General features: G+C 68.2%; 15 protein-coding genes. 4 read left to right on the forward strand and 11 right to left on the reverse strand.

Features of this window, described 5'->3' with window-relative positions; genetic code table 11:
• Nucleotides 1–16: 16 nt before the first annotated feature.
• The 5 genes from AC24HA_RS02155 to AC24HA_RS02175 all read right to left on the reverse strand — a co-directional run bounded on the left by AC24HA_RS02155 (nt 17) and on the right by AC24HA_RS02175 (nt 5,318).
• Nucleotides 17–280: a hypothetical protein gene (locus AC24HA_RS02155; RefSeq protein ID WP_425710213.1), complete on the reverse strand. Its 264-nt coding sequence runs from the start codon at nt 278–280 to the stop codon at nt 17–19.
• A gap of 34 nt (nt 281–314) precedes the next feature.
• Nucleotides 315–2,636, reverse strand: a complete 2,322-nt coding sequence (locus tag AC24HA_RS02160; protein ID WP_425710214.1) for a heavy metal translocating P-type ATPase — start codon at nt 2,634–2,636, stop codon at nt 315–317.
• The gene (locus AC24HA_RS02165; protein ID WP_425710215.1) at nt 2,623–3,609 is read right to left on the reverse strand and encodes a heavy-metal-associated domain-containing protein; all 987 of its coding nucleotides are present in this window, start codon (nt 3,607–3,609) and stop codon (nt 2,623–2,625) included. The genes AC24HA_RS02160 and AC24HA_RS02165 overlap by 14 nt, the downstream gene beginning before the upstream one ends.
• A 1-nt stretch (nt 3,610) precedes the next feature.
• Nucleotides 3,611–3,823 carry a heavy-metal-associated domain-containing protein gene (locus tag AC24HA_RS02170; protein ID WP_425710216.1) on the reverse strand — a complete coding sequence of 71 codons (213 nt, stop codon included), beginning with the start codon at nt 3,821–3,823 and terminating at the stop codon, nt 3,611–3,613.
• A 100-nt stretch (nt 3,824–3,923) separates the two neighbouring features.
• Nucleotides 3,924–5,318, reverse strand: coding sequence for an MFS transporter (locus AC24HA_RS02175; RefSeq protein WP_463649332.1), 1,395 nt, complete (start codon nt 5,316–5,318; stop codon nt 3,924–3,926).
• 127 nt (nt 5,319–5,445) lie between these two features.
• Between AC24HA_RS02175 and AC24HA_RS02180 the strand changes: the two genes are divergently transcribed.
• The gene (locus AC24HA_RS02180) at nt 5,446–6,093 is read left to right on the forward strand and encodes a TetR/AcrR family transcriptional regulator (protein ID WP_425710218.1); all 648 of its coding nucleotides are present in this window, start codon (nt 5,446–5,448) and stop codon (nt 6,091–6,093) included.
• A gap of 201 nt (nt 6,094–6,294) precedes the next feature.
• Here AC24HA_RS02180 and AC24HA_RS02185 read toward each other — a convergent pair whose 3' ends face one another.
• From AC24HA_RS02185 to AC24HA_RS02200, 4 genes are all read right to left on the reverse strand, one after another.
• A complete protein-coding gene (locus AC24HA_RS02185) occupies nt 6,295–7,419 on the reverse strand; it encodes a sensor histidine kinase (RefSeq protein ID WP_425710219.1) in 1,125 nt (374 codons plus the stop codon).
• Nucleotides 7,413–8,153, reverse strand: a complete 741-nt coding sequence (locus tag AC24HA_RS02190; protein WP_425710224.1) for a response regulator — start codon at nt 8,151–8,153, stop codon at nt 7,413–7,415. The genes AC24HA_RS02185 and AC24HA_RS02190 overlap by 7 nt, the downstream gene beginning before the upstream one ends.
• 180 nt (nt 8,154–8,333) lie before the next feature.
• Nucleotides 8,334–9,794, reverse strand: coding sequence for a CAP domain-containing protein (locus AC24HA_RS02195; protein WP_425710220.1), 1,461 nt, complete (start codon nt 9,792–9,794; stop codon nt 8,334–8,336).
• Nucleotides 9,795–10,047: 253 nt separating this feature from the next.
• Nucleotides 10,048–10,683, reverse strand: a complete 636-nt coding sequence (locus AC24HA_RS02200) for a DUF305 domain-containing protein (protein ID WP_425710221.1) — start codon at nt 10,681–10,683, stop codon at nt 10,048–10,050.
• A gap of 464 nt (nt 10,684–11,147) precedes the next feature.
• Between AC24HA_RS02200 and AC24HA_RS02205 the strand changes: the two genes are divergently transcribed.
• The 3 genes from AC24HA_RS02205 (at nt 11,148) to AC24HA_RS02215 (ending at nt 13,303) form a co-directional block, all read left to right on the forward strand.
• Nucleotides 11,148–11,756: a TlpA family protein disulfide reductase gene (locus AC24HA_RS02205; protein WP_425710222.1), complete on the forward strand. Its 609-nt coding sequence runs from the start codon at nt 11,148–11,150 to the stop codon at nt 11,754–11,756.
• Between the two features lie 5 nt (nt 11,757–11,761).
• On the forward strand, nt 11,762–12,553 hold the full coding sequence (locus tag AC24HA_RS02210; protein WP_425710223.1) for a cytochrome c biogenesis CcdA family protein: 792 nt from the start codon (nt 11,762–11,764) through the stop codon (nt 12,551–12,553).
• 174 nt (nt 12,554–12,727) lie between these two features.
• Complete coding sequence (locus tag AC24HA_RS02215) at nt 12,728–13,303, forward strand: CueP family metal-binding protein (RefSeq protein WP_463649350.1); 576 nt, start codon at nt 12,728–12,730, stop codon at nt 13,301–13,303.
• Here the strand turns inward: AC24HA_RS02215 and AC24HA_RS02220 are convergent.
• Together AC24HA_RS02220 and AC24HA_RS02225 are read right to left on the reverse strand one after the other, a co-directional pair.
• Nucleotides 13,187–13,735, reverse strand: coding sequence for a hypothetical protein (locus AC24HA_RS02220; RefSeq protein ID WP_487563601.1), 549 nt, complete (start codon nt 13,733–13,735; stop codon nt 13,187–13,189). The genes AC24HA_RS02215 and AC24HA_RS02220 overlap by 117 nt on opposite strands.
• A gap of 36 nt (nt 13,736–13,771) precedes the next feature.
• Nucleotides 13,772–15,079, reverse strand: coding sequence for an ISL3 family transposase (locus AC24HA_RS02225; RefSeq protein ID WP_463648948.1), 1,308 nt, complete (start codon nt 15,077–15,079; stop codon nt 13,772–13,774).
• Between the last annotated feature and the right edge of the window lie 154 nt (nt 15,080–15,233).

The following is a 15,233-nucleotide window of genomic DNA, read 5'->3' on the forward strand; positions in this document are numbered from 1 at the left end:
GACCGGTCGAATGTGCTTATGCGGCGACGTAGCGTTCGGGGTCGGCGTCGAAGAGCGGCCCGCAGGAGGCGCAGCACAGCCAGTACCGCTGCCCGTTGTAGTCGCGGGCGAGTCCGGCTTCTTCGGCCTCGGACTTGATCACCGCGGTGCCGACCATCACGGGGCACTCGGTGATCTCGTCGGCCCCGACACTGGCCAGGCTCTCCGTCGTGGGCTGGTGGCTGTGGCACCCTCCGCCCTGCGGTGTTTCGTGGTGGTTGTGGTCCTCATGTGCGGTCATCGTGTGTTCCTTTCCTGTGGTGTTGATGCCGGTGTCAGACGTGGACGGGTTCACGCTCAGCCGGTGCTCGTGTGGGAGCTGGCGCACTGTCATCGGCCCGGGCGGTGAAGGTCCGCAGGCGCAGGCTGTTGCTGACGACGAACACGCTGGACAGGGCCATGGCCGCCCCGGCGAGCATCGGGTTGAGCAGACCGAAGGCCGCCAGCGGGATGGCAGCGGTGTTGTAGGCGAAGGCCCAGAACAGGTTGGTCTTGATCGTGCCCAGCGTGCGCCGGGAAAGGCGGATCGCGTCCGCCGCGGCTCGGAGGTCACCGCGGACGAGGGTGATGTCGGCGGCCTCGATCGCGACGTCGGTGCCGGTGCCCATCGCCAGGCCGAGGTCGGCCTGGGCCAGGGCGGGAGCGTCGTTGACGCCGTCGCCGACCATCGCGACGACCTTGCCTTCGTCTTGGAGGCGGGCCACGACATCGACCTTGTCCTTGGGCAGGACTTCGGCGATGACCGACTCGATGCCGACCTCCGAGGCGACCTGCTCGGCCACGCTCTGGTTGTCCCCGGTGAGCAGCACCGGCGTGAGACCGAGTTCTTTGAACTGGGCGATCGCTTCGGCACTGGTGGGCTTGACCTGATCGGCCACGACCAGCACGCCGCGTGCCCGACCATCCCAGCCGACCGCGATCGCGGTCTTGCCCTGCGCCTCGGCGGCCTGCTTGGCCGACCGCAGATTCTCGTCGAGGTGCTGCGACCAGTCGCGCAGCAAGACCTCGCGGCCGGCGAGGACGGTGCGCCCATCGACGACACCCTGGACACCGAGGCCCTCGACGTTCTCGAAGGACTCCGGCGTGGGAAGGGCGCCGACCTCGGCGGTAGCTCCAGCGGCGATCGCCTGAGCGATGGGATGCTCCGAGGCATCCTCCAGACCGCCGGCCAGTCGCAACAGCTCGGTACGATCCACTCCCTCGGCGACGATCACATCGCCCAGGGTCATCTTGCCGGTGGTGACGGTGCCGGTCTTGTCCAGCACGATCGTGTCGACCCGGCGCGTGGATTCCAAAGTCTCGGGACCCTTGATCAGCACACCCATCTGCGCCCCCCGCCCGGTGCCGACCAGCAGGGCGGTCGGGGTGGCCAGCCCCAGGGCGCAGGGGCAGGCGATGATCAGCACCGCCACCGCGGCGGTGAAGCCCGCACTGACGGGGAAACCGGCGCCGATCCAGGCCCCGAGCGTGGCGACGGCGATCGCGATCGCGATCGGGACGAACACCCCCGAGACCCGATCGGCCAGCCGCTGGATCTCGGCCTTACCGGACTGGGCATCCTCGACCATCTTCGCCATCTGCGCCAGCTGGGTATCGGAGCCGACACGGGTTGTCCGCACGACCAGTCGGCCCCCGGCGTTGACCGTCGCACCGGTGACCGAATCGCCCTCGGTCACTTCGACCGGTACGGATTCTCCGGTGAGCATGGAGGCATCGATGGCGCTGTTGCCCGAGGTGATGACCCCGTCGGTGGCGATCTTCTCCCCGGGCCGGACGATGAACTCGTCACCGACGGAGAGCTCCTCGATCGGCACCCGCTGTTCCCGACCCTCGCGCAGGACCGAGACCTCCTTCGCGCCGAGTTCCAGCAGCGCCCGCAGGGCGGCACCGGCGCGGCGCTTGGACCGCTTCTCGAAGTAGCGCCCCAGCAGGATGAACGTGATCACCCCGGCTGCGACCTCCAGGTAGATGTGCCCGAGACCATCACCGCGGGAGATGGTCAACTCGAACGGATGGACCACCCCGGGTTGGCCTGCGGTGCCAAAGAACAGCGCGATGATCGACCACACCAGGGCTGCGGTCGTGCCCACCGAGATCAGGGTGTCCATCGTCGCCGCACCATGGCGCAGGTTGGTCCAGGCTGCCTTGTGGAAGGGCCAGCCGGCCCACACCACCACCGGGGCGGCCAGCACGAGCGAGGCGAAGCCCCAGTAGTCGAACTGGAGTGCCGGGATCATCGCCATCGCGATCACCGGGACAGCCAGGACCGCCGAACCGATGAGCCGTTGGCGCAGCGAGCGCAGTTCGGCGTCCTCGGCCGATTCGGCCTCGCTGCCCGGTGCGTCACCGGCCCTTTTCGCGGGGGTGGGGAGGGCGGCGGTGTAGCCGGTCTTCTCCACCTCGGCGATCAGCGTCTGCGGGTCCAGGCCCTCCGGTCCACTCACGCTGGCCTTCTCGGTGGCGTAGTTGACGCTGGCGGTGATCCCGTCGAGCTTGTTGAGTTTCTTCTCGATCCGGTTCGCACACGAGGCGCAGGTCATGCCACCGATCTGCAGTTCGACGCTGCTGGCGCCGGTGGTGTTCTCAGTCGTGGTCATGGCCGCCTCCCTCCTCGTGCTCATCGGTGTGGTCCGACTCTTCGGCCTCGCCGTGGTCTGTCCCGGCGTCGCCGGTGGTATCCAGCACCAGCGGTGCGGTGTGGACCTGACCCTCGACCTGGAAGTCGAGGTAGAGCAGGTACCGTCCCGGGGTCGGCGCGGTGGCCTCGAACACGATCTCCGGTCCCGATGTCTGGCCCGGCTGGGGCTCCTCGCCGTGCGGGTGGACGTGCAGGTAGGCCAGATCGCCCGCACGCAGCGCCACCAAGTGCCCGAAGGCCCCCAGGTACGGCTCCAGCTCGGTGACCGGCTGCCCGTCACGGGTGATGGCCATCGTCAGCCGGGTCGATGCACCTGCCACCAGGTCGCCGGTCACGCTGACCTCGTAGCCATCCACCGTGGTCGTGGTGGCAGGCTCAGCCGGTGCTGGGGCGTAGTTGCCGGCGACCTGTACCGAGGTCGACAGAGTGATGCCCTCACCGGCCTCGGCGGGCACGAAGTCGGCAAACACGCGGTAGGAGCCGGCTGCATCCCACTGCCAGGGGATCGACCAGGTGCCATCCGCGTTCATCTCGGGGTGGACGTGGTGGAAGTGCTGCCCATCAGTGCGGACCGCGATCAGGTGCAACTCCCTCTCGTGCTCCAGCTCGAAGTCGGTGACCGGGTCCCCGGCGGGTCCCGTGACGATCAGTGACAGGTCGCCGTCGGTGCCGGTCTCCGCGGGAGCGGTGACCCCGGTGAGCCGGTAGCCGTCCTGCGCGACGCCGAGACCCAGTGAGGACGCATCGTCGGTGTGTGTCTCGTGGCCGCCGGTGCCCATGTCTTGTTCCCCTGCGTGATCGGTTTGTTCCGTCTCTTCTGTCCAGCTCTGCACGGTCTGCTCGGGGATGACCGCGCCCGCCGTGACGAATGCCACGGCGAACACGGACACGAGGAGCAGCCCGTACAAACCGAGCCGTGCCGGGGCTCGCATATCAGCTGGGGGTGGCCTGGTAGCCGGCCTCGTCGACCGCGGCGATCACCGCGGCATCGTCCGCCGGGTCGTTCGTTGTGACGGCTAAGCGGCCCGTGGCCGCGCTGACCTCGATGTCCTGGACTCCGGCGATCTGCGATACCTCGGCGCGGATCGCGCCCTCGCAGTGGCCGCAGCTCATGCCGGTCACGGTGTATGTGGACGTAGTGGTCATGTCCTTCTCCTTCAGAGATACCTCAGGGGGGGTATCACCACTTATACCTGGTAGGGGTATCTGATGCAAGTGGTGAGCCCACAGGGGTGAGGCTCGCGGCTTAGGTGCGAGCGGGTTGCCGCGGAATCGCGATCGTTGAGATCACGGCGGCAACCACTGCGGCGATGGCGGCGGCCGTGAAGGCCTGTTGGAAGCCTGCGGTGCCACCATCGGTGGCGAGGCTGAGGGCTGCGATGCTGGAGACCGTGGCGACGCCGACCGAGGCGCCGAACTCGTGGAAGGTGCTCAGCAGGCCCGAGGCGATGCCGGCCTCCGCCGGCCCGATCTGTCCCAGCGCCGTGGCCGCGGCGACGACGAACAGTGCGCCGATACCGAAGGCTCCGAAGCTGATGCCGATCGTGGTCGCCACGGTTGTGGGCCACAAGGCGGGCACCATCAGGCCGATGGCTGCGATGAGCATGCCGACAGCTCCCAGGGCGCGCGCTCCCAGGCGGGCGATCAGGCGTCCGCCGAGATTGGCACCTGTCATCGTGGCCAGTGCGATCGGCAGGAACAGCAAGCCGGTTGCCAGAGGGCCATGTCCGGCGAACTGCTGGAAGTAGAAGGTGCCCAGGAAGAACACCGCGACCATCAGCGCGGTGGCGATCAGGATCACGAACACCCCGGCACCCACAGATCGTCGGCCCAGCAGGCTGAGATTCATCAGCGGGGATGCAGCGGTCTTCTGTCGCCACCCGAACAGCAGATAGAGCACAACGGCCGCCCCCGCAGCGATAAGAGTCTGCGGACTGGTCCAACCGAGCTCACCAGCCACGGTCAGGGCGTAGATCGCGGAGCCCGTCGCTGCGGTGACCAGCAGCGCGCCGAGGATGTCGAGTGATGGCCGCGGGCCGGCGCCAGGTGGCAGTGGTGGGAGCACCCACAGCAGGCCTGCCAGCACGATGAGACCGACGGGGATGTTGATGAAGAACACCCATGGCCAGCCCGGCCCCGCGGTGATCAGGCCGCCGAGCAACACGCCGACCGCCGCGCCGCCACCGCCGAGGGCGGACCAGATACCCAGGGCGCGGTTGCGCTCGTCGCCGGTGAACAGTCGCACCACCACGGACAGGGCGGCGGGTGAGAGCAGCGCTGCACCCAGGCCCTGCGCGACTCGCCCGCCGAGCAGGACGCCGCCGCTCTCGGACAGCCCGGCCAGCAGCGACCCGGCGGTGAAGATGAACAGCCCGGTATAGACGATCGGTTTGGAGCCGAACAGATCGGCGCTGCGCCCACCCAGGAGCATCAGACTGCCGAAGGTCACTGTGTACGCGGCCACCACCCAGGTCATCGCCTCGCGTGACAGGTTCAGGTCCAGTCCCATCTGCGGCAGGGCGATCGCCACGACCGTGACGTCGAGGATCAACATGAATTGGGCCGTGCCCAACAGGCCCAGCGCCAGCCAGCGCTTGGGGTGGGCCCCTTCGCCTACTTGCTCGTGTTGTGTCGCAGTCATCATCGATCTCCTTCTACTCGACGGTGCCCATGGGTTCTGCGCTTCGCCCACGCAACTCAATCATGTGTGTACGAGATACAGCGGTTAGACTATCTCATACATTCCCGTACGAGTACTGAGGTGGAGCATGGCGGCCAAGAAGCCCCTGACGAACGACGGGCCCCAGCAAGCGCCCGCAGCAGGTGACCGCCGCGCGGCCAACCAGCGGGCCGACGCGCAACGCAACCGAGCGAAGATCCTGGCGGCGGTCGTCACTGCGATCCGCGAGCACCCCGACGCCTCGGTGGCCGACATCGCTGCCGAGGCGGGGGTGGGCCGCATGACGCTGTACGGGCACTTCGCGACCCGTACCGAACTCATCGAGGCTGCACTCATCGACAGCCTCGAACGCGGTGAGGAGGTCCTGCGCGAGGTGTCACTGGACGGTGACGCCCGTAAGGCGTTCCAGCGGCTCGTCGCCTCCAGCTGGGTCCTCGTGGACCAGGCGAGGGCCGTGCTGGCTGCGGCGCAGAAGGAACTGCCTGCAGCCCGCATCCGCGAACACCACGAGAAGGCCGAAGCCCGCATGCGCGACCTGCTCGAGCGTGGTCAGCACGAAGGCGCCTTTCGCGCTGACCTTCCGGTCAGCTGGCTCCTGGCCACTACCCACGTCGTGATCAACGGGGCGGCCGAGGAAGTGCGAGCCGGGCGGCTCAACGCCGAGGACGCCCCCTGGTTCATCGACGCCATCCTGCTGCCGGCTTTTGCGAACGCTGCGCAGCCCGGAAGCACATGATGAACGCTCACGGGTGGGCATCATCGGCGCGGGCGCGGGCGCGGGCTTCTCGACGAAGTCACTGAGCAGCACCGCTGATCCCAGCGAACGAAGATCAACGTCCCACAGTCGTACGTATCCGGCCCGACCGGACGATGAGTTGCCCTCTGTACCGCTCAGTGCCGCGCACTGTCGAGCCGTCTGAACGTTTCCCACTGTGCCCTACGCGGGCTGAGGGTGGTTCATAGGCAGGTCGATGGTGAACAGGGCGCCCGGGCCGGGGTTGGTCACGGTCACGGTGCCGCTATGGGCTTCGACGATGGATCGGACGATGGCGAGCCCGATCCCTGATCCGCCGTGTGCGCGGTCGCGGGCGGCGTCGGCCCGGTAGAAGCGTTCGAAGATGTGCGGCAGGTGCTCAGCGGTGATTCCGTCGCCGTTGTCCTTGACCCACAACCGGAGGACGGGCACGTCGCGTTGGACGCCCAGCTCCACCCGCCCGTGACCGGGTGTGTGTCGTAACGCGTTGTCGAGGAGGTTCGTCAGCACCTGTCCGAGCCGGTCACGGTCGGCCACGATGGTGGTGCGTCGGTCGCTGTCGGTGCCGCTGAGGTGCAGGTGGACACCTTTGTCCGCATACCCTGCCCGCGCCTGGGCCCAGGCATCGTCGAGGAGGTCCCCGACGACCAGTAGTTCCTGTCGCATGCTCAACCGTCCCTCGCCGGCCGCGGTGACCAGGGTGATGTCATGTGCCAGGCGGGAGAGCCGACCGGCCTGCTCGCGCAGCATGCCCAAGGTCGGTTCGTCCACCTGGACAACGCCGTCGATCATGCCCTCGAGATAGCCGTCCAGCGTTGCCACAGGGGTGCGCATCTCGTGGGCCAGATCCCCGAGCATCCGCGTGCGTGTCTGTTCGATCTGCCCCAGATCGGTGGCCATGGTGTTGAAAGCCGCCGCGAGATCGTCGAACTCGGACCCCATGTGCACCTCGGGGACACGGGCCTCGTAGTCCCCGTTCGCTACCTTGGCTGCCGCGTGCCGCACCCGTTCCAACGACCTGGCGATCCGCCGGGTGACGAGGACGCTCACCACGACCGATGTCAGGAGGCCGGCGAGCAGAGCAAGGGAGAGGGCCAGCGTCGACGCAGTGGTGAAGGCCTGCTCGGCGTGGGCGACGACATCCGATTCCGCCGGCTCGGCCATGAGCATGTGGTCGTGGAAGATCACCGGCCCGATGGCCGCGGCGACAACCCACGCAGTGCCCGCTGCCACGAGGATGACCGCCACGATCGCCGCAAGCAGCCGAGCACCCAACCCCCATGACCTCGGCCGGCCGCTGCTCACCATCCCGGCCCCATCCGGTAACCGATCCCACGAACTGTCCGGATGAACTTCGGCGCGGACGCCTTGTCACCGAGCTTCTGCCGGAGATGTCCGACATGTACGTCGACGAGGTGCTCGTCGCCGCCCCAGCCCGGCCCCCACACCGCCTCGATCAGTTCGCGCCGGGAAAAAGCCATGTGTGGGCGTGTCGCGAGCGCGGACAGGACGTCGAACTCCGTGCGGGTCAGTTCCACCGGATGCTCGGCGAGGAACACCTCCCGGCCTACGACGTCCACCGTCAGCGGCCCGAACGACGCCGAGCGACGGGTGTCGCCCGAGTCTAGGCGCGGGCGGCGCAGCATCGCCCGCACCCGGGCGACGAGCTCCCGCGGGCTGAACGGCTTGGTCATGTAGTCATCGGCCCCCACCGACAGACCGAGGAGCTTGTCGATCTCTTCCACGCGGGCGGTGAGCATGATGATGTAACAGTCGGAGAAGGTGCGCACGATCCCGCAGATCTCGATGCCGTCGATGCCCGGGAGGCCCAGGTCGAGGACGATCACGCCGGGGTGCCATCGCCGCGCGAGCTCGACCGCGTCGTTCCCGTCGCCGGTGACCTCGACCTCGAAGCCGTCACGTTCCAGGTAGCTCGCTACCAGTCGCGCCAATGGCGCCTCGTCGTCCACGACGAGAACTCGCGGCAGATTCGCGTCAGGGGAAGCGTGCGGAGCCACGGCGTCATCGTGAAGCAAGAGCATCGCCTCCCGGTGGCTCACCCGTCCGCGATCGTGCGAATCGCCGGGTAGCACCCCGTCGATCAGATCGACCGACGTCGTTCACGCGGCTGGCTGGTCCGGGCCGGACGGCGACGGGGTCACCGGTCCAGGGTGGGACCGGTGACCCCGTCGGGTCGTGCTGATGCAGCCGGGGGGGCCGGGTCAGCGGGTCTGCTCGATGCGGACGACGCCGAGGCTGTCCGAACCGTCGCCGTCGAAGTCGCCGAAGACGGCGGTGTCGCCGTCGCGGCCGTACCGGGTCTCCTCGACCTCGGCGCCGTCCGCGTTCTCGTTGCTGACGAAGAAGTCGGCGCCGCGCTGGAGGGCGAGGCTGTCCGCGCCGTCACCGTCCCAGTCGCCCACGAGGACGAGGTCGGTCGCCTCGCCGAGGGAGAACTCGCCGTCGACGCTCGCGCCGGTCGGGTCGTTCGTGTAGACGACGTCGGTGCCTCGGCGGACGCCGAACGTGTCGGTGCCGTCGCCGTCCCAGTCGCCGACGAGGAGCGTGTCGCCGTCGGCGCCGAAGGCGGCCAGCTCGATCTCGCCCGGGTTGTCGAGGTCGTTGATGATGTGCAGGACGTTGCCGTGACGCACCGCGAACGTGTCGGTGCCGTCGCCGTCGAAATCGCCCTGAACGATCTCGTGGCCCTCGCCAGCCCCGAGCTCGACGACGCGCTCCGCCGGGCCGGTACCCAGGGTGTCCGAGACGTGCAGCTCGTTGCCGCGGCGCACCGTGATCGTGTCGGTGCCGTCGCCGTCCCAGTCGCCGACGAAGATCTCGTCGCCCTCGACGCCGTAGAGGAAGTTGTGCACGGCGTCGCCGGCGAGCTCGTCCGACAGCAGGAAGCGCGGGGTCCCGGGCGGGCGGACCGGCTCGGGCTCCGGCTCCGTGCGGGCGGTGTCGCGCGAGGCTGCGTCGTCGGTCCGTGCGGCCTGGGCCTCGGCCTGCGCCTGGGCCTCGGCCTGTGCATCCGGCTGCGGCTCGGCCTGCGGCTCCGGCTCCGGCTCGGGAGCAGGCTCCGCCGGCGCGGGCTCGGCGGGAGCGGGCGTGGAGCCGCCCGGGCCGCCGCCCGGGTAGGTCGCGAAGTTCTGCGTCGCGAAGACGCGACCGTCGGCCGAGACGGCCACGCCGACGCCGAAGTGCGTGTACGAACCGGTGAGCAGGATGCTGTTGTGCACCGGCGAGTTGCGCCACTGGCTCATGAAGTAGTCCGCCCCGTGGTCGGGGTACATGCCCCAGGACAGGATCTCGGAGGTGCCGGAGGAGCCGCCGGGGACGGCCGAGGCTCCGTAGTCGCCGCGGTGGACCATCGAGCCGATGCTCGCCTGGTGGTTGGACCACGACTGGGCGACCGAGTCGATCGAGCCGCTGCGCGTGAGCTGGGACAGCCCGTTGGCCGCGCGGTAGGCGTTGGTCTGGGCGGCGATCGCGTTGGCCACCTGGTTCTGCCAGCCGACGTCGGTGCGGATGCTCGGGGTGACGGTGCGTACTGCGCCGGAGGTGTCGGTGGCCTGGGCACTCGTGGCGACCGACGTCGCCGCGGCGACCGTCAGGAGCGCGGTGGCGACCCGGGGGGCAAGGGTGCGGTGCCGTGCGTGGCGGCCGCGCGGGGGTGCAAACACGTCGGGAGGACTCCTCGTTATCGGAACGTAACCTGAGCGATAGTAAAGCGTGACCTTCTAGGGGTCGAGGACATGTGCGCAGGCTCACGTCCCGCGGTTGACATCCGGCGCACTGCAGAACTTCCCCTGACGCCGCGAGGCGGCCCCGTACCAGGTGGGGGAATCGTGTGGCGGGGCTCTCGGCGCGTGGCCGTGCGGCTGGGTCTCAGCCTCGAGCGAGCCCTCATGAGTGCTGCCCCGGGTCCGTTGGGCATCAACGACTCTCGAGCATGTCTTCCATCTCGGTGATCTCCGCTTGCTGGTCGTCGATCATCGTCTGGGCGAGGGCGAGCGCTTCGGGGTTCTCACCGTCGTCCAGTTCGGTCTCGGCCATGTCCACCGCGCCGCGATGGTGCGCGATCATCAGTTCCAGGAAGCGGAGTTCGAACTCGGCGTCCGGCACCGACTCCAGCTCGACCATGGCTTCCTCCTGGGTCAGCCCTTCCATCTCCATGCCGCCGTGGTCCATGCCGCCGTCACCGGCCGGAGAGGTCTCCTCGCCCCAGGCCTCCAGCCAGGAGGTCATCTGTGTGATCTCCGGCCCCTGGGCTGCGGAGATCCCTTCAGCGAGCGTGCGCACCTCCTGACTACCGGCACGTTCCACCGCTACGTCAGCCATCTCGATGGCGCCCTCGTGATGGACGATCATCATCTGGGCAAAGTTCACGTCGGCTTCGTTGTGCATGTCGGATACCTCCGGCTGCAGCGTGCTCTCTGTTGTCGTCTCCGAGCTCTCCTCCTCGGCCGCAGCGGAAGTCGCTGCATCTTGGTCACCGTTGCCGCACGCGGCGAGCGTCAATGCCAGAACGGTTCCGCCCGCAACCGTGGTAAGCAGGGTCCTCAATTTCATGGTTCCTTTTTCTCCAGATCATTCGAGTTGGGGCGCCGGGCTAGCAGGACGGGCGGCAAGAAAAGCATCATCGGCCGGCCCGCTCATTAGGTTTGCTGGCAGAGTTGCCCACCCGCGTGCTCGGCGCCGCGTCGACGCTAGCCGTGCGCGACCAGAGGTGAGGGATCGATGCCAGTGTTTGCGGCGAATCTTCATCAACTCTTCATGGAGTCTCACCGGGCGGGCGGTGCAGGTCACCAACGTTTGGACCGGGCTTATGGTGTGGCGTTGGAAGCGCGGGTCCAATTGGCAACTTTCGCGCACACCGGATGGGATCCAGCCCCCATCGGCATCCATGCGCGAAAAAGACTTCTGAGTAACGCACGTAGGAGAAGTTGTAGAACTACGAGGTCGGACGGTCTGACGACCGGCCCCGTGTAGGCAGCGGCACGTGAGCCCCCAAGGGCTCTTGAAGGGTGAAAGGCGTGAAGTCCAACAACAGGCGTCGAGGCTCGGTGGACCGGTGGCTTGTTGCGGCCGGCGTGGCATCGGTGATGGCACTGGCAGGCTGCGCCTCGGCACCCGGTGCCAACTCGGACCTCAGCATTGATACGGGTTACGTCTCGGGTGACGGGTCGCTGGAGCTATGGGAGCCCGAGCAGCGTCAGGCCTCCATCGACCTGGTCGGGGTGACGTACGACGGTGCGGAGGTCGACGTGAACGACATGCGCGGTGAGGTGGTGGTGGTGAATTTCTGGTATGCGGCCTGCCCGCCGTGCCGGGCTGAAGCCGACGATCTGGCGGCGATCCACCAGGACTATGCCCCCCAGGGTGTAGAGATGCTGGGAGTCAATCCGCGCGACGACGTCGCGACCGCTCAAGCCTTTGAGCGGACCTTCGAGGTCCCCTACCCCTCTGTGCACGACAGCGGAGCTGCCGCAGTCGCCGCCTTCCAGGGGCTTGTGCCGCTCCAGGCCATGCCCACCACCGTGGTCCTGGACCGGCAGGGGTGGGTGGCCGCGCGCGTCATGGGACAGATCGATCCGACCGTTCTGCGCGGCCTCATCGACGACACCCTCGCCGAGGAGGCCTGACAGCGATGCTCTGGGACCAGCTCGGGTCTACCTTTGCCAGCACGGTTCTCACCGGGCCGATGCTCGCCGCACTCCCGGTCGCGCTGATCGCCGGCTTCATCTCCTTCGCCTCTCCCTGCGTGCTGCCCCTACTGCCTGGCTACGTCGGCTATCTCAGCGGAATGGCCGGAGCGACGGCGCCTGGCGGGCACGGCGGAGGGACGCAACGCACGAAGGTGCGCGACGGGCGGCTGCTCGCCGGTGCGCTGCTGTTCGTTGCCGGCTTCACCGCTGTGTTCGTGCTGCTCGGCGTGGTGTTCGCCTGGCTCGGGATCCTGCTGGCCCCGTGGGTGGAGACGATCACGCGAATCCTTGGCGCGCTCGTCGTGCTCATGGGGCTGGCATTCATGGGGTACATCCCCATGCTGCAGAGCGACCGACGCTTGCGCCTGGCCCCGCGTCAAGGGATCTGGGGAGCCCCACTGCTCGGCGTCGTCTTCGGGCTGGGATGGGCGCCGTGCATGGGACCGACCTTGGCCGCCGTCCTGAGCCTGGCGTTCAGCGAAGCCGACCCCGCCCGCGGCGGCGTCCTCGTGCTGGCCTACAGCCTCGGCCTCGGTATCCCGTTCGTCGCTGGGGCGATGCTGCTGTCCCGCTCGCGCCGGGCGCTGGATCTCCTGCGCCGCCACCGTCTCCTCTTCCAACGACTTGGCGGAGGCTTGCTCGTGCTCCTCGGACTCGCCATGGTCACCGGGGTGTGGAGCTGGCTCTCGGGGTACCTCCAGGGCCTGGTCGCCAACTTTCAGACCCTGGTATGACCGGGCACCGCTTGTGCTGACGCAGATCCTTCGGCACTCCCGGATGAGACATGCTCGAGCCCGGGACGAAATACCCAGATCCACCTGGGCAACGGTTGCCTACCATGTGCCGGCCCCCCAGGACATGAAGCCGTCCGGTCCTGGCAGCCAGCACCGTCGGACAGGAGAAGAAGCGTGAAGAGACTTGCCGCAACGATCCCGGCGTTGGTACTGATCCTGGCTGGCTGCTCGACCGCAGACACCAGCGACGAGCAGTCCGTGGAGGGCGCTGAAGAAGGGTTTCTCGCCGCCCACGGCCTGGACGGGATGGAAGTCCCGGAGATGATCGACCATCTTGACCGCCTGGGCGGTCAAGAACGCCCCACCAGCTACATGGCATCCATCCGGTCGGAGGAACTGCTGTTCTCCGACGGGCAGCAGGACTTCGCCCTGGACATGCCTGACGACCTGTTCTACCTCTCCGTGGCCCCGTACGTGAACCAGACGCACGACTGCTACTACCACAGCCTGACCACCTGCCAGGGGGAGCTCACCGGCCAGGACATCCAGGTGCGGATCCTGGACCAGGCAAGCGGTGAAGAGCTCGTAAACGACGAGATGACCACCTTCGACAACGGCTTCGCAGGCTTCTGGTTACCGCGCGACGTCGAAGGAACCATCGAGATCACCTATGACGGCTTGACGGGAACGGCGGACTTCTCCACCACCGACGACGGGGCCACGTGCCTCACAGACCTTCAGCTCGCCTGACCCCACCGCATGCATGTGATTGACGGTGCTGCTGTGTGGCCGCGATGGGCCGCGTTGGAGATAGCCCAGCCGGCTGGGGGGCCAGCCGAGCATCCAGGAAATGGTGCGTCCAGGGGGGAGGGCGGCATTTCCAGCCGCTCCCGCCCGGGCTGCTCGGTCCGGGCCCTCTTTCATCGACCTACCAGGGACGATCGGTGGTTCGATCGAGAAACGGGTGTCGTGAGCGGTGGTGTCGCCCGTGTTGCCGATGTAGAGCTTGAAGGCCGTCGGCTCGTCCTTGTTGCCCGGGATATCCACCCACAGACGAGGGAGGCGTGCCTCGTGGGCAGCATCCGCTGCGAGCTGTGTCTGTGTCTGTGTCTCTGCAGAGTTCGCGGAGCGTTCGGCACTCCGGGAGGACCGCCCGGCGATGACGAGTGAGCCGATGGCGATTCAGGCCGAGGGTGTTCATGGGTGATTCCTGGCTCTTCACATTCGAGGGTGTAGTTGGGGTCGGAATCCGCCCGTCTCGAGTAGTGATCGGGCGATGTAGTTGGTCAGGTTGCGGAAGCCGAGGGCCGAGCCGCGCAGGTGCTCGAGCCTGCCGTTCATGGCCTCGGTGGGGCCGTTGGACGTGCCGGGCCGGTCGAAGTAGGCGAGCACGTCGGCGGCGCGGCGCTTCAGGGTCCTGCCCAGCTTGCGCAGCTCGGTCAGGGCGGCTGGCACGGTGGAGCTGACGGAGTCGATGAGCTGGGCCATGAGCTGGCGACCATGTGCGCGGTCGGGGACGCGGTAGGCGGCGATCATGCGCTGGTAGACGGCCCAGGCGGCCTCGACCGCTACGTGGGTGTCGCCGTCGAACAGGCCCTCCAGGCGCTGGGACTGCTTCTCGGTGAGCAGGTCGGCGCCGGTGTGCAGGGTCCGGCGGGCGGCGTAGAGCGGATCGCCCTTGCGGCCCCGGTGCCCGCAGGTGTCCTGCTGGACACGGCGCCGGCAGTCATCGAGCGCGTCGCCAGCGAGGCGGACCAGGTGAAAAGGATCCATGATGGCGACCGCGTCGGGCAGCTCTTCGGCGGCGGCGGTCTTGAACCCGGTGAAGCCGTCCATCGCGACGATCTCGACCCCGTCGCGCCAGTCCTGCGGCCGGCCCGCGAGCCACTGCTTGAAGGCGTGTTTCGAGCGGCCCTGGACCATGTCCAGCAGCCGGGACGGGCCGGTCCCCTCGCGAACAGCGGTGAGGTCGATGATCACGGTCACGAACCTGTCGCCGCGGCGGGTGTGGCGCCAGACATGCTCGTCGACACCGATGGCGCTGACGCCGTCGAACCGGGTCGGATCATCGATGAGGACGCGGCGTCCTTCGGTCAGGACCGCGGCGTTGGCGGTGTTCCACGAGACCCCCAGCCCCTCGGCGACACGAGCGACACTCAAGTGCTGGCACACGATCCCTTCCAGCGCCCACCGCAACCCGCGGCGGGAGAGCCGCGCGCGCGGCTCGGCCGCGGCGGTCGTGTCCTGACGCCACACGTGCCCGCAGCCCGTGCACCGGTACCGACGCACCCTCACCTCCAGCGTCGTGGGACGCCACCCCAGCGGCTCGTGAGCGAGCTCGCGCGTGACGGTGTCCCGCGCGACGCCCTCGCACCCGCACCGCCGGCACCAGCTGTCCGGTTCGACGACCCGGCAGGCCAGGACCGCCCGACCAGGCTCGATGCGCTGGCCGACGACCTCCAAGCCGAGCTCGTCCAGACGAGCGAACGTGGTCAGATCAGGGCGGGCGAAGGTAGCGTCAGGCACGTCGAGGTCTTCCCGGTGGGTGGCGTGAGAACCCCCATCATCGGAAGACCTCGACCCCTATCTGGACGCTGACACGCCGGCACCTCGCTCACCACCGCGCCAGGCCGTCTACACCCTCAATCCGGAAGAGCCCCGAAACCGGCCGGCGGGGTAG

It is taken from the genome of Georgenia sp. Z1491, from assembly GCF_057652395.1.

Coding starts and splice junctions, on each gene's coding strand:
- AC24HA_RS02155 (WP_425710213.1), bottom strand. CDS start 280: ATGACCGCACATGAGGACCACAACCACCACGAAACACCGCAGGGCGGA.
- AC24HA_RS02160 (WP_425710214.1), bottom strand. CDS start 2,636: ATGACCACGACTGAGAACACCACCGGCGCCAGCAGCGTCGAACTGCAG.
- AC24HA_RS02165 (WP_425710215.1), bottom strand. CDS start 3,609: ATGCGAGCCCCGGCACGGCTCGGTTTGTACGGGCTGCTCCTCGTGTCC.
- AC24HA_RS02170 (WP_425710216.1), bottom strand. CDS start 3,823: ATGACCACTACGTCCACATACACCGTGACCGGCATGAGCTGCGGCCAC.
- AC24HA_RS02175 (WP_463649332.1), bottom strand. CDS start 5,318: ATGACTGCGACACAACACGAGCAAGTAGGCGAAGGGGCCCACCCCAAG.
- AC24HA_RS02180 (WP_425710218.1), top strand. CDS start 5,446: ATGGCGGCCAAGAAGCCCCTGACGAACGACGGGCCCCAGCAAGCGCCC.
- AC24HA_RS02185 (WP_425710219.1), bottom strand. CDS start 7,419: ATGGTGAGCAGCGGCCGGCCGAGGTCATGGGGGTTGGGTGCTCGGCTG.
- AC24HA_RS02190 (WP_425710224.1), bottom strand. CDS start 8,153: ATGCTCTTGCTTCACGATGACGCCGTGGCTCCGCACGCTTCCCCTGAC.
- AC24HA_RS02200 (WP_425710221.1), bottom strand. CDS start 10,683: ATGAAATTGAGGACCCTGCTTACCACGGTTGCGGGCGGAACCGTTCTG.
- AC24HA_RS02210 (WP_425710223.1), top strand. CDS start 11,762: ATGCTCTGGGACCAGCTCGGGTCTACCTTTGCCAGCACGGTTCTCACC.